Origin of the sequence: Methylocystis sp. Sn-Cys, assembly GCF_016745395.1 — a bacterium.
Classification (GTDB): domain Bacteria; phylum Pseudomonadota; class Alphaproteobacteria; order Rhizobiales; family Beijerinckiaceae; genus Methylocystis; species Methylocystis iwaonis.
In genome coordinates this window covers 800,076-812,635 of the sequence record NZ_JAERVJ010000001.1, presented here as the reverse complement: position 1 = coordinate 812,635, position 12,560 = coordinate 800,076, and the positions used below count along the sequence as shown (strand labels likewise).

Genomic DNA, 12,560 nt, shown 5'->3' with positions numbered 1-12,560 from the left:
TTGATAGAGGACGACCCAATGTCTTTTCAAGCGCCAATCAGTATCTCGGACGCGATTTCTCGAATCCGCTCGCGCAGACTCCTGTTGCCCGCTATTCAGCGTGAGTTTGTCTGGGAGCCGAAGAAGGTGGAGTGGTTTTTCGACTCACTGCTACAGGGCTACCCGATCGGAAGCTTTCTTTTTTGGGAGGTGCATGATGATGAGGCGAAACTCCAATACAGATACTATGAGTTCCTGACCAAATTCCGGGAGCGTTATCATACGCACAATTCCGAATTCAATACGCGCGGACACATCGACTTTGAGGCCGTGCTTGACGGGCAGCAGCGCCTGACAGCGCTAAATATTGGATTAACCGGCACGTATGCCTACAAGAAGCCAAGGGTGTGGTGGGACGACAATGAATATGCCCTCCCGACGCGCAAACTTTACCTGAACGTAACTGAACCGGCTCCTGCAACCGACAACGAAACCGGACTGAAATACGAATTCAAATTCCTGACGCAAGAGGAGTACGCCGAGAACGAGAAGAAATGGTTCGCTACCGGCAAAATTCTGGAGCTAACGGAGGCTTACGACCTAAATCAGATGCTGAAGACAGCAGGTTACCAGGACAGCGAATTCGCATCGAGAGCGCTATCCAAGCTCCACTCCGTCGTACACACCGAGCGAATCATAAACTACTACACTGTCAAACAGGCTAACATGGAGAAGGCGCTGAACGTCTTCGTCCGCGTCAATAGCGGCGGAGAACCCCTCTCACTTTCGGACATGCTGATGTCGACGGCGATCGCCAACTGGACAAAACGCGACGCAAAGAAAGAGATACTCGGCCTTGTCGATCAGGTCCAGGCGAAGGGTTTCTTTATTAGCAAGGACCTCGTGCTCAAGGCATGTCTGTACCTCTATAGTTCGGACATTCGTTACAGGGTATCGAATTTCACGGCCACCCAGGTCAAACCCTTCGAGGACAACTGGAACGAGATTCAGACAAGCATTCTCGCCGTCTTCGATCTAATCAAGAATTTCGGCTATGACGAAAGCTCATTGACGTCGAAAAACGCGCTGCTGCCAATCGTCTATTGGGTGCATCACCAAGCGTTGAACGAGACGCTTGTTTCAAAGCTCGGGCTGCGGGATGAAAGGGATATTATCCGCAGGTGGCTGCACACAATGCTGCTTAAGGGCGTATTCGGATCATCTGCGGATACTATTCTGGCGGCGATCAGGAAGGCGTTTGTCGGAGAGGATTTCGGCGAGCCCTACGTCATGCCGGGAATCGAGAGTTTCCCATCGAAGGCTATCGCGACGGTCTTACGAACGCAGGGCAAAGACCCACAGGTGACGGATGAATTCATCGAGTCCCTGCTGCTAACGCAATACGAAGACAGGCAGGCTTTCACCATCCTTGCACTTCTCGCTCCCGGTCTCGATTACAAGAACAAGTTTCACAAGGACCATTTACATCCGGCGTCTGCATTCAATCTCAAAGCTCTGAAAGCCGCAGGCGTTGCAGAGACAGATGCTGAATTTTACCGGGACGCGAAGCACTGGAACAGCATCCTGAATCTGGCACATCTCGATGAAAACGAAAATAAGTCGAAAAACGACACGCCGCTTGCGGATTGGACGAAGATGGAAGTAGCGCGCCAAAAAATATCTGTCGAGAAATTCTGCTCGGATCATCTCCTTCCCGATGACGCTGCAATTCTCGCCTTCACAAATTTTCCGACTTTCATTTCTGAACGACGCAAGATACTCGGAAAGCAACTTCGGGAATTGTTGTAGGCCAGAAATGAACCGTCGCCACGCCAGACCTCGTGTTCGCATACTTGTGGATTCCAGCCGTCGTCCTCGGCGGCGTTCTTAAGACGTAGACCCCCGCGGAAATCGCTCGAGCGGCCAATGCCAAAGGTGTTTCTATGGTCGCCGAGGCGGTGGCTATGCGGGCTTGCCGAAGGGCGGCTATTGTTCCCTCATCATCGGCCATTTCCCGCCGACATCACATCGGATCGAATGTCGTTCATGGCGCAAAGGAGACTTGAACCCGTCTCCAAAGTAACGCGTGGTACCGTGTTTCGTGCCTTTTTAGCGCCAGGCATAGCCGGAGGCGCCCTGCCAATCCCCTGTCATTGCACGCCACGGCCCTACGCCCCTAACTGACTTGTTGCACTACCTCGGTTCCGGCCTTTCTTAATCAACCCCGGCTTTGAACCGCCGCCTTGCGGTTCCGCGAACACCGGGGACGGACGTGCGCTCTCAAAACGACAACGCTGAAGCGCTATCGCGCAGCGCCCGTATGTTGCGCACGGCGCTCGGCGCTGAGATCGCAAGCTGGCTCGACGATGAAAGCGTCGTCGAGATCATGCTCAATCCCGACGGACGGCTCTGGCTTGATCGCTTGACCAGCGGATTAGAGGATACGGGCGCGCGAATGTCGGCGGAAGACGGCGAGCGGATCATCAGGCTCGTCGCGCATCATGTCGGCGCCGAGGTGCATGCCGGTGCGCCGCGCGTCTCGGCGGAGTTGCCGGAAACGGGCGAGCGCTTCGAAGGGATTTTGCCGCCGATCGTTTATGCGCCGGCCTTCGCCATCCGCAAGCCAGCCGTCGCGGTGTTCTCGCTCAACGATTACATCGCCACTGGCGTCATGGCGAAAAATCAGGCCGCCATCCTTCGCGCCTCTGTCGGCGAGCGCAAAAACATCCTCGTCGCCGGCGGCACCTCCACTGGCAAGACAACGCTCGCCAACGCCCTGCTCGCCGAGATCGCCAAAAGTGCTGACCGCGTCGTGCTGATCGAGGATACGCGCGAGCTGCAATGCGCCGCGCCCAATCTCGTGTCGCTGCGCACCAAAAACGGCGTCGCCTCGCTTTCCGATCTGGTCCGTTCATCTTTACGTCTTCGCCCGGATCGCATCCCGATCGGCGAAGTGCGCGGCGCGGAAGCGCTCGATCTCCTCAAGGCCTGGGGCACGGGCCATCCCGGCGGCGTCGGCACCATTCACGCTGGGTCGGCGCTGGGAGCGCTGCGGCGTCTTGAACAGCTGATCCAGGAAGCCGTTGTCACCGTCCCGCGCGCGCTGATCGCCGAGACGATCCAGATCATCGCCGTTCTTGCCGGCCACGGGAGAGAACGGCGGCTGATCGAACTCGCCGCCGTCCAGGGCCTCGATTCATACGGCGACTACGCGCTCGCCGACATCACCTTGGTCACCTTTGGAGACGTCAATGAATAGGGTTCCGATCCGCGATCGATTCCGCGCTCGCGTTTGTGTTGGGCTTTCCCACATCGCTGCAGTCGCCGCACTTTGCACGCCGGCCTTCGCCGCGGGCTCCAACATGCCCTGGGAGCAGCCGCTCCAGCAGATCCTGCAATCGATCGAAGGGCCCGTCGCCAAGATCATCGCAGTGATCATCATCATCACGACCGGCCTGACGCTCGCTTTCGGCGACACGTCGGGCGGCTTCCGGCGGCTGGTGCAGATCGTCTTCGGGCTATCGATCGCCTTCGCCGCGTCGAGCTTCTTTCTGTCGTTCTTCTCCTTCGGCGGCGGAGCGCTGATCTGATGGAGAACGAGACTCTTCCGGTCGACGGGTCGGTCGCGGGATTTCGCGTTCCGGTTCGACGGGCGCTGACCGAACCGATCTTCCTCGGCGGCGCGCCGCGGTCGATCGCCATCCTGAACGGCACGCTCGCCGCCGCGCTCGGCCTCGGTCTGCGGCTCTGGCTAGCTGGGCTTGCCTTCTGGGTTATCGCGCAGTTCGCCGCGGTCTGGGCGGCCAAGCGCGATCCGGACTTCGTCGAAGTCGTACGCCGGCATTTGCGCTATCCGGCGCATTTCGGGGTGTAGGCACGATGCTGAACCTCGCCGAATATCGCAAAAAGCCGCAAAGCCTCGCCGACTTCCTCCCCTGGGCCGCGCTCGTCGCGCCGGGGGTCGTATTGAACAAGGACGGCTCGCTTCAGCGAACCGCGCGCTTTCGCGGCCCCGATCTCGAAAGCGCCACGCAAGCTGAACTTGTCGGCGTCACGGCGCGGCTCAACAATGCGCTGCGGCGGCTGGGGTCCGGCTGGGCGATCTTCTTCGAAGCGCAGCGCAACACCGCGCAGGATTATCCGGCCAGCGCCTTCCCTGACCCCGTCTCCGCTCTCGTCGATGAAGAACGCCGCGCGCAGTTCGAAGAAGAAGGGGCGCATTTCGAGAGCGGCTATTTTCTGACGCTACTCTATCTCCCGCCCGAGGACGAGGCCGCAGGCGCCGAGAGCTGGCTCTATGAGGCTCGCTCTCCCGAAGGCGGGCTAAGCGCCGTTCTCTCCGGTTTCATCGACCGAACCGACCTGCTCTTGCAGCTCATTGAGGGCTTCGCGCCGGAGGCCGAATGGCTCTCGGATGGCGAGACGCTGACCTATCTCCATTCCTGCGTCTCGACCAAGCGCCACAAGGTCGGCGTTCCCGAGACGCCGATGCATCTCGACGCCATCCTCGTCGACGAAGCGCTGACCGGCGGCCTCGAGCCCCGGCTCGGAAGGGCGCATTTGCGCATCCTCACCGTCATGGGCTTCCCCTCGGCGACCCATCCCGGGATTCTCGACGAGCTCAATCGCCTCGCTTTTCCCTATCGCTGGTCGACGCGGGCGATCACCCTCGACAAGATCGATGCGACGAAGATCGTCACTCGCATTCGCCGGCAGTGGTTCGCCAAGCGTAAATCCATCCTGGCGATCCTGAAGGAGGTGATGACGAATGAGTCCTCCGTCCTTCTCGACACCGACGCGCATAACAAGGCGCTCGACGCCGACGCGGCGCTGCAGGATCTGGGCTCCGATCTGATCGGTGAAGCCTATGTGACGGCGACGCTCACCGTCTGGGACGAGGATCCGCGCCTCGCCGACGAGAAGCTGCGTCTCGCGGAAAAAGTCATCCAGGGCCGCGACTTCACGTCAATGATCGAGACGGTGAACGCGATCGAAGCCTGGCTCGGCTCTCTTCCCGGCCATGTCTACGCCAATGTCCGCCAGCCGCCGATCTCGACGATCAATCTCGCCCATATCATTCCGCTCTCGGCGGTCTGGGCGGGCCCGTCGACGGACGCGCATCTCGACGCGCCGCCCCTGTTCTTCGGCCGGACGGAAGGCTCGACGCCTTTTCGCTTCTCGCTGCATGTGGGCGATGTCGGCCATACGCTCGTCATCGGTCCGACCGGCGCGGGCAAGAGCGTGCTGCTGGGTTTGATGGCGCTGCAGTTCCGCCGCTACGCGCGCTCGCGAACCTTTGTCTTCGATTTCGGGGGATCGGCGAGGGCGGCGACGCTCGCCATGGGCGGCAGCTGGCATGATCTCGGCGGGGCCCTATCGGCTGATAACGTCGATTCCGTCGCCTTGCAGCCGCTCGCCGCGGTAGACGATCCCGCGGAGCGCAGCTGGGCCGCCAATTGGATCGGCTCCATCCTTGCCCGCGAAAATGTCGCCGTCACCCCTGAAGTGAAGGAGCATCTCTGGTCGGCGCTGTCGTCTCTCGCCTCCGCGCCGATCGAGGAGCGTACCCTCACCGGACTCTCGGTGCTCCTGCAATCCAATCCGCTCAAGCGCGCCCTCAAACCTTTTTGCCTGGGCGGGCCGCATGGGCGGCTTCTCGATTCCGATACTGAGTTTCTGGGCTCCGGCGACGTCCAATGCTTCGAGACGGAGGGGCTGATCGGCTTCGCCGCCGCGCCCGCCGTCCTCTCCTATCTCTTCCACCGCATCGAAGGACGGCTCGACGGCGCGCCCGCGCTCCTCGTCATCGACGAAGGCTGGCTCGCCCTGGACGATCCCGGCTTCGCCGCGCAATTGCGCGAATGGCTCAAGACGCTGAGGAAGAAGAACGCCTCCGTCGTCTTCGCCACTCAGTCGCTCGCCGATATCGAGACGAGCCCGATCGCGCCCGCGATCGTCGAGAGCTGCCCGACGCGGATTTTTCTCCCCAACGAGCGCGCGATCGAACCGCAGATCCTGTCGATCTATCGCCGCTTCGGCCTCAATGACAGGCGGATCGAGATCATCGCGCGGGCGACGCCCAAGCGCGACTATTATTGCCAGTCGCGGCGCGGCAACCGCCTCTTCGAACTGGGCCTCGGTCCCGTGGCGCTCGCCCTTTGCGCCGCATCCTCGAAGACCGACCAAAAGCTCATCGCCGAGATTTTCACAAACGCCGGACGCGAAGGCTTCGCCCGCGCCTGGTTGTCCGCGCGCGGCCTCGACTGGGCCGCTGAATTTCTGCCTACCCCCACCGATCTGGAGACATCGTAATGACCCGCATTCGTCGCCTCGCAGCCGCGAGCGCTTTCGCTTTGTCGCTGGCTTTCCTCAGCGCGCCCGCCTCGGCGCAATTCGTGGTGTTCGACCCAACCAATTACGCCCAGAATATTCTGACCGCGGCGAATACACTGCAGCAGATCAACAATCAGATCACCAGCCTCCAGAACGAGGCGCGAATGCCGATCAATCAGGGGAGGAATCTTGCGAACCTCCCCTATTCCTCGCTGCAGACGATCCAGCAGTCGATCTCACAAACGCAACAGCTGCTCCGCGAAGCCCAGCGAATCGCCTATGACGTGCAGCAGATCGACCAGGCTTTCTCGACGCAGTACGGCCCCGTCAATGCTTCGGTGAGTTCGGCGAGCCTTGTCGACGGCGCCAGGCAGCGCTGGCAAAACTCTCTGTCCGCATTCCAGGACGCGATGCGCCTTCAGGCCGGCATCGTGCAATCCATCGACACCGCCCGTTCGGAAGCCGGCGCGCTGATCTCCTCGAACCAGTCCGCGCTCGGCGCCCTTCAGGCGTCGCAGGCCGGCAATCAGCTTCTCGCGCTTCAGAGCAAGCAGCTCGCCGAAGTGACGGCGCTCCTCGTCTCGCAAGGCCGCGCCCAATCCCTCGAACTCGCGCGCAACGCCGAAGCCCAGGAACAGGCGCGCGAGCAGATGCGCCGCTTCGTTGCGCCCGGCCAGGCCTATCAGCCCGGCAATGTTGCCATGTTTCATTGAGCGGGGGCGATGTCATGAACTGGAGAGAATGGCTCGCGCCCGAGAAAATCGGCTTTGTCGCCGTGGGCGTCGTCATCGGGGCAATCGCGCTCATTGGCGTCGAATCCGCCTGCGACGCAGATGTCGCGGCGCGGACTAAGCCAGCGTCCGTCTCGCCGATTGGGGCGCCGTCGAGAGAGCCTGCGATCGACGCCGAGCTTTTGCGCTGCGCCCAGCTCCCGATCGAAGAAGCCGGCGATCCTGCCTGCAAGGATCTTTGGGCGAAGGAGCGCAGGAGGTTTCTCGGGGATGGAGAGCCGGCGCAACCCGCCGAGCACGCGATCGACATGTTCCCGTCGCATCGCTCGCCTTCCGACGGCGCGTCGCCTAAGCGGGCGCGCAAGAGCGAGTAGCGCCATGGGCGGAACCGGCGTCATCGATCGCTTCCTCGAGACCTTCACCCGCTACATCGACTCGGGCTTCGGCCTTCTCGGCCGCGAAGTGGGGTTTCTGGCGACTACGCTCGTTGTCATCGACGTGACACTCGCCGCGCTGTTCTGGAGCATGGGGCCAGACGAGGACATCATCGCTCGCTTGGTGAAGAAAACCCTGTTCGTCGGCGCCTTCGCCTATCTCATCGGCAATTGGAACAATCTCGCCCGCATCGTCTTCGAGAGCTTTTCGGGTCTCGGCCTCAAGGCAGCCGGCGCGGGGCTCTCCGCCGCGGACTTCCTGCGGCCCGGCCGCGTTGCCCAGGTTGGGATCGACGCCGGGCGCCCCCTGCTCGATTCCCTCTCGCAGCTTCTGGGCTATGTCTCCTTCTTCGAGAACGCCATCCAGATCGCCATTCTCCTCATCGCCTGGCTCATCGTTCTCCTGAGCTTTTTCATCCTGGCGATCCAGCTGTTCGTCACGCTGATTGAATTCAAGCTGACGACGCTTGCGGGCTTCGTCCTCATTCCCTTCGGCCTATTCGGCAAAACCGCCTTTCTCGCCGAACGAGTCCTCGGCAATGTCGTCTCCTCCGGCGTCAAGGTGCTGGTGCTTGCGGTTATCGTCGGCATCGGCTCGACGCTCTTCGCGCAATTCACGCAAGGCTTTGCAAGCCAGCCCACCGTTGATGACGCGATGGCGCTGGTTCTCGCGGCGCTCTCCCTACTCGGCCTCGGAATCTTCGGCCCCGGCATCGCCAATGGGATCATCTCGGGCGGCCCGCAGCTCGGCGCGGGCGCCGTCGTCGGGACCGGGCTTGCCGCGGCCGGCGCGGGGGCCGCTGGCTATGGCGCCCTGCGTCTTGCGGGCGGGGTGGTCTCAGGGCTAGCCGGAAAGAGCGAGACACACGCCGCGGCGACATTGCCGCCCACGCGGGGGCCGCAGCCGCCCGCCGGCGGCGGGCCACCTTCCGCGCCCCCTGTCGGTTCTGGCAGCGGGCCGGGAGGTGCGGCTGCGCGACCGTTCGCTTCGGCCGGCGCCGCGTCGGCCCCTCCCCCTGATGTCGGCGCCTCCTCAGGCATTGGCGTCAGTCCAGCGCCTTCCACCGAACCCGCCTGGGCGAAGCGCCTCAAGCGCTCGCAATCCGTCTCGCACGGCGTCTCGATCGCCGCCCACGCGCTTCGTTCCGGCGACGCCGATGGCGGCGGAGCCTCCGTCAATCTGTCCGAGGCCCGCTGATGTTCAAACGAAGCTCCGTCCGCTACGGGCGCACGCCCGAACCCGAAACGCCCTACCAGAAAGCCGCGCAGGTCTGGGACGAGCGCATTGGCTCGGCCCGCGTCCAGGCGAAGAACTGGCGACTGATCGCCTTTGGCAATCTCTTCCTCGCCGGCGGTCTCGCAATCGCCCTCGTCTGGCAGAATGCGCGCGGCTCGGTCGTGCCCTGGGTCGTGCAAATGGATAAATTCGGGGAAGCGCAGGCCGTCGCGCCCGCCATCGCCGATTATCGGCCGACCGATCCCCAGATCGCTTGGCATCTCGCCCGTTTCGTCGAGCATGTCCGCTCGATTCCGGCTGACCCCATCGTCGTGCGGCAGAACTGGCTCAAGGCCTATGACTTCGTCACCGACAAGGGCGCCCTGGCCCTGAACGACTACGCCCGCGCCAACGATCCCTTCGCCAAGGTCGGGCAGGTTCAGATCGCGATCGACGTCGCCAGCGTCATTCGCGCCTCCGACGATTCCTTCCGCGTCGCCTGGACCGAACGCCGTTACGAGAACGCGAGCCTCGCTTCCACCGAACGCTGGACCGCCATTCTCACCATCATCGTTCAGCCGCCCCGCGAAGCCGAGCGCCTGCGCAAGAACCCGCTCGGCCTTTTCATTCACGCCATCAATTGGTCGAAGGAGCTTGGACAATGAGGCTATTCTCGTTTCGCACTTTCACGAGCCTGCTTCTTTCGTCGTCTTTGCTCGCTGGCTGTTCGAGCTTCAAGCCGCCCGAAATCGCCTATGACGATTTGCCGGTTCCGGCGAGCCTGCAAAGCGATCCGCTTGGCCCGGTCAAGATCGTCGAAGTCCCGAAGGTTCTGCCGCTGCCCGGCCAGCTCAAATCCCTGGCGCGGGGCAAAAGCGAGCGCCCCGAGCCGATCGACCCGAAGGCGCGGATCGAACAGGCCAACGCCGCCGCGCGCATGGAGCCGCGCCGCGCCGGCTACATCAACGCCGTCCAGATCTATCCCTTCACCGAAGGCGCGCTCTATCAGGTCTATTCCGCCCCCGGCGAGATCACCGACATCGCCTTGCAGGATGGCGAGCAGCTCGTCGGCTCGGGCCCCGTCGCCGCCGGCGACACGGTGCGCTGGATCATCGGCGATACGGAGAGCGGCGCCGGAAGCGCCCGCAAGACCCACATCATGGTCAAGCCGACGCGCGCGGATCTGATGACCAATCTCGTCATCAACACCGATCGCCGCACCTATCACCTCGAGCTGCGTTCGACCGAAAAGACCTATATGGCCTCGGTCTCCTGGCAATATCCGCAGGACGAGCTCATCGCGCTGCGCCGCCAGAACGTCGCCGCCGAGGCCGCCGCGCCGGTCGATGTCGGTCTTGATCTCGCGAGACTCAATTTCCGCTATGCGATCGAGGGCGACGCCGCGCCCTGGCGGCCTCTGCGCGCCTTCGACGACGGCCGCAAGGTCTATATCGAATTCCCGCGCGGCGTCTCGCAGGGCGAGATGCCCCCGCTCTTCGTCACCGGCGCCTCGGGCGACAGTCAGCTCGTCAATTACCGCGTCCGCGGCAATCACATGATTGTCGATCGGCTCTTTGCCGCCGCGGAACTGCGCTTCGGCGCTGACGACCAGAAGATCGTCCGTATCGTGCGCAGCGACGGGAGGTCCGCCATATGAGCGGGCCGGAACACGAGAAGAAGCTCGCGGAGGAGCTGCGCCTGCGTCCCGAACGGCCACAAGTGACGCGACTGTCGCGCCGCGTGCTGATCACGCTCGCGGGCGTCTCTGCCGCCGCGCTTCTCGGCATGATGATCTGGGGCTTGCAGGGACGATCGCGCTCCGGCTCCGCGCCGGAGCTCATCAATACGGAAGCGAAGGCGACGCCCGACGGCCTTGCGTCACTGCCGCGCGACTATGCAGGCCTGCCGAAAAACGTCCCCAAGCTCGGGCCCCCGCTTCCGGGCGATCTCGGACGGCCGATCCTCGCCGCCCAGGGGCAGTTGCCTTCCACAGGCCCCGATCCCGAACAACAACGCATCGGCCAGGAGCGCGAGGCGGCGCGGACCGCGAAGCTCTTTGCGACCACGAATGTCCGCGAGCGGCCGTCGAGCAATGCCGATGGGGCTCAAAGATCGACGGTGGTTTCAGGCATCCAAGCGTCGATGCTGCCAACCGAGCCGGCCCCAATCGATCCCGGCGACGTCCAGAACATGCAGGATCGCAAGCTCGCTTTCGTCAATGCGCCAGCCGATCGGCGCACGGTGAGTCCGGACCGCCTCGCCGCCCCGGCGTCGCGCTATGTCCTGCAGGCGGGCGCGGTCATTCCCGCCGCGCTCGTCACCGGCATCCGCTCCGATCTTCCCGGGCAGATCACTGCGCAAGTCACCGAGAATGTCTACGACAGCCCCACCGGGCGCTTTCTGCTCATCCCTCAGGGCGCCAAGCTCATCGGCGTCTACGACTCCCAGATCGCCTTCGGCCAATCACGGGCGCTCCTAGTCTGGAATCGCCTCATGCTCCCCGACGGGCGCTCCATCGTTCTCGAGCGCCAGCCCGGCGCCGACGCCGCCGGCTATTCCGGCCTCGAAGACGGCGTCGATCATCATTGGCTCCGTCTCGCCGGCGCCGCCGCGCTTTCGACCATTCTCGGCGTCGGGACGCAGCTCGGGACAACAGGGACCGAAAACGCCCTCATTCAGGCCCTGCGCCGCGGCAGCGCGCAAAGCCTCAATCAGACCGGCCAGCAGATCGTCGGGCGCAATCTCAATATCCAGCCGACTCTCACCATTCGGCCGGGGTTTCCGGTGAGGGTGATCGTCACCCGCGATCTCGTGCTGGCGCCTTACCGCGCGCCCGGCGACGCCGCAGCGACAGGAAGCACGCCATGACCAAATTGAAGCTCTCTTCAGTGGAAGATGAAAAGCCCGTCAAGGTCACCGTGACACTGTCGGCGGCCCTGCATCGCAATCTGGTCGTCTATGCCGAAATCCTCGCGCGCGACTCAGGGAAGGCGATCGACCCGGGAAAACTCATTGCGCCGATGTTAGAGCGATTCATCGCAAGCGACCGAGGATTTAGAAAAGCATATAGATCATCTGGCAATCGGCTGTAAGCGCTCACCAATACCAGAAGGAATCGCTACCAAAGATTCTCTGAACCGACGTGCAATTGAAACCCGCTCGTTACGCCAATACTCGCTCCAAGTTCACCTTGCGTTCTCTCCAGTCGGGCATCATCTGGTCGAGAAGATTGAAGAACGCCCGTCCGTGCTTAGAGTAGCGCGCGTGGAGGAGTTCATGCAGGACGACATAGTCGATACAGAATACGGGCGCGCGAATAAGGTCGACATTCAACGTAATTCGCCCGTTAGCGCTATAGCTGCCCCATCGCTGTTTCATCGGCGCTACTGACAGCGCGGGAATGCGTGGAAGCTGACGGCCGTAGCGTTCCGACGCGGCCATATAACGCTCTGTCAGCTTGGCGCGGGCATGCTCCCTGTACCACTCGGTCATCAATTCGCGCACCCGATTGGAGGTGGGGGCTCCCGAAACCGAAATCCAAAAAAAACCTCCTTTGAGGCGTGCGCGGTCGCGGTCGCCCTCTTCGATCTTCAGTCGGTACTGCCGACCCAGGTAGAGGTGCGTCTCTCCCGCAATGAACCGCCGCTCCGGGGTGCGAGGGCGGAATTGATCGAAATATCTCTGCTGCTTAAGCACCCAACCAGCACGGCGTAGCAGCCGCTGCTCGATAAGCTGCTGTTTGAGGCCTTCAGGCGCGACGACCTCAACGTCGCCATCGGGATGGACAGAGATAGCCAACGTCTTGCGTGCCGAATGCCGGGCTCGATAGTTGATAGTCTGTCCCACGTAATTGACGCTGCCACGCAT

At 62.5% G+C, this 12,560-nt stretch carries 13 protein-coding genes; 12 read left to right on the top strand and 1 reads right to left on the bottom strand.

What is annotated here, in order from left to right; all coding sequences use genetic code 11:
- Nucleotides 1–18: 18 nt before the first annotated feature.
- The 12 genes from JJT62_RS03810 to JJT62_RS03755 all read left to right on the top strand — a co-directional run bounded on the left by JJT62_RS03810 (nucleotide 19) and on the right by JJT62_RS03755 (nucleotide 11,785).
- On the top strand, nucleotides 19–1,788 hold the full coding sequence (locus tag JJT62_RS03810; RefSeq protein WP_202071320.1) for a DUF262 domain-containing protein: 1,770 nt from the start codon (nucleotides 19–21) through the stop codon (nucleotides 1,786–1,788).
- 511 nt (nucleotides 1,789–2,299) lie between these two features.
- Nucleotides 2,300–3,238, top strand: a complete 939-nt coding sequence (gene trbB / locus JJT62_RS03805; protein WP_202071532.1) for a P-type conjugative transfer ATPase TrbB — start codon at nucleotides 2,300–2,302, stop codon at nucleotides 3,236–3,238.
- Nucleotides 3,231–3,569: a TrbC/VirB2 family protein gene (locus tag JJT62_RS03800; RefSeq protein ID WP_202071319.1), complete on the top strand. Its 339-nt coding sequence runs from the start codon at nucleotides 3,231–3,233 to the stop codon at nucleotides 3,567–3,569. The genes trbB and JJT62_RS03800 overlap by 8 nt, the downstream gene beginning before the upstream one ends.
- Nucleotides 3,569–3,853, top strand: a complete 285-nt coding sequence (locus JJT62_RS03795) for a VirB3 family type IV secretion system protein (protein WP_202071318.1) — start codon at nucleotides 3,569–3,571, stop codon at nucleotides 3,851–3,853. Before JJT62_RS03800 ends, JJT62_RS03795 begins: the two co-directional genes overlap by 1 nt.
- A 5-nt stretch (nucleotides 3,854–3,858) precedes the next feature.
- A complete protein-coding gene (gene trbE / locus JJT62_RS03790) occupies nucleotides 3,859–6,291 on the top strand; it encodes a conjugal transfer protein TrbE (RefSeq protein WP_202071317.1) in 2,433 nt (810 codons plus the stop codon).
- Nucleotides 6,291–7,025 (top strand): P-type conjugative transfer protein TrbJ, encoded by a 735-nt coding sequence (gene trbJ, locus JJT62_RS03785; protein ID WP_202071316.1) that lies wholly within the window; start codon nucleotides 6,291–6,293, stop codon nucleotides 7,023–7,025. Before trbE ends, trbJ begins: the two co-directional genes overlap by 1 nt.
- 14 nt (nucleotides 7,026–7,039) lie before the next feature.
- A complete protein-coding gene (gene trbK-alt, locus JJT62_RS03780; RefSeq protein WP_202071315.1) occupies nucleotides 7,040–7,417 on the top strand; it encodes a putative entry exclusion protein TrbK-alt in 378 nt (125 codons plus the stop codon).
- A 4-nt stretch (nucleotides 7,418–7,421) separates the two neighbouring features.
- The gene (gene trbL, locus JJT62_RS03775; RefSeq protein ID WP_202071314.1) at nucleotides 7,422–8,675 is read left to right on the top strand and encodes a P-type conjugative transfer protein TrbL; all 1,254 of its coding nucleotides are present in this window, start codon (nucleotides 7,422–7,424) and stop codon (nucleotides 8,673–8,675) included.
- Nucleotides 8,675–9,358, top strand: coding sequence for a conjugal transfer protein TrbF (trbF, locus tag JJT62_RS03770; RefSeq protein ID WP_202071313.1), 684 nt, complete (start codon nucleotides 8,675–8,677; stop codon nucleotides 9,356–9,358). Before trbL ends, trbF begins: the two co-directional genes overlap by 1 nt.
- Nucleotides 9,355–10,350 (top strand): P-type conjugative transfer protein TrbG, encoded by a 996-nt coding sequence (trbG, locus tag JJT62_RS03765; protein ID WP_202071312.1) that lies wholly within the window; start codon nucleotides 9,355–9,357, stop codon nucleotides 10,348–10,350. Before trbF ends, trbG begins: the two co-directional genes overlap by 4 nt.
- Nucleotides 10,347–11,561 (top strand): TrbI/VirB10 family protein, encoded by a 1,215-nt coding sequence (locus JJT62_RS03760; protein WP_202071311.1) that lies wholly within the window; start codon nucleotides 10,347–10,349, stop codon nucleotides 11,559–11,561. The genes trbG and JJT62_RS03760 overlap by 4 nt, the downstream gene beginning before the upstream one ends.
- A complete protein-coding gene (locus tag JJT62_RS03755) occupies nucleotides 11,558–11,785 on the top strand; it encodes a DUF2274 domain-containing protein (protein ID WP_202071310.1) in 228 nt (75 codons plus the stop codon). The genes JJT62_RS03760 and JJT62_RS03755 overlap by 4 nt, the downstream gene beginning before the upstream one ends.
- A 70-nt stretch (nucleotides 11,786–11,855) precedes the next feature.
- Here JJT62_RS03755 and JJT62_RS03750 read toward each other — a convergent pair whose 3' ends face one another.
- A complete protein-coding gene (locus tag JJT62_RS03750) occupies nucleotides 11,856–12,560 on the bottom strand; it encodes a M48 family metallopeptidase (RefSeq protein WP_202071309.1) in 705 nt (234 codons plus the stop codon).

Bases quoted from the DNA above. Each gene is read 5' to 3' on its own strand.
- JJT62_RS03760 (WP_202071311.1), top strand. From the start codon at position 10,347: ATGAGCGGGCCGGAACACGAGAAGAAGCTCGCGGAGGAGCTGCGCCTG.
- trbB (WP_202071532.1), top strand. From the start codon at position 2,300: ATGTTGCGCACGGCGCTCGGCGCTGAGATCGCAAGCTGGCTCGACGAT.
- JJT62_RS03755 (WP_202071310.1), top strand. From the start codon at position 11,558: ATGACCAAATTGAAGCTCTCTTCAGTGGAAGATGAAAAGCCCGTCAAG.
- trbF (WP_202071313.1), top strand. From the start codon at position 8,675: ATGTTCAAACGAAGCTCCGTCCGCTACGGGCGCACGCCCGAACCCGAA.
- trbJ (WP_202071316.1), top strand. From the start codon at position 6,291: ATGACCCGCATTCGTCGCCTCGCAGCCGCGAGCGCTTTCGCTTTGTCG.
- trbE (WP_202071317.1), top strand. From the start codon at position 3,859: ATGCTGAACCTCGCCGAATATCGCAAAAAGCCGCAAAGCCTCGCCGAC.
- trbL (WP_202071314.1), top strand. From the start codon at position 7,422: ATGGGCGGAACCGGCGTCATCGATCGCTTCCTCGAGACCTTCACCCGC.
- JJT62_RS03800 (WP_202071319.1), top strand. From the start codon at position 3,231: ATGAATAGGGTTCCGATCCGCGATCGATTCCGCGCTCGCGTTTGTGTT.
- trbK-alt (WP_202071315.1), top strand. From the start codon at position 7,040: ATGAACTGGAGAGAATGGCTCGCGCCCGAGAAAATCGGCTTTGTCGCC.
- JJT62_RS03750 (WP_202071309.1), bottom strand. From the start codon at position 12,560: ATGCGTGGCAGCGTCAATTACGTGGGACAGACTATCAACTATCGAGCC.
- JJT62_RS03810 (WP_202071320.1), top strand. From the start codon at position 19: ATGTCTTTTCAAGCGCCAATCAGTATCTCGGACGCGATTTCTCGAATC.
- JJT62_RS03795 (WP_202071318.1), top strand. From the start codon at position 3,569: ATGGAGAACGAGACTCTTCCGGTCGACGGGTCGGTCGCGGGATTTCGC.
- trbG (WP_202071312.1), top strand. From the start codon at position 9,355: ATGAGGCTATTCTCGTTTCGCACTTTCACGAGCCTGCTTCTTTCGTCG.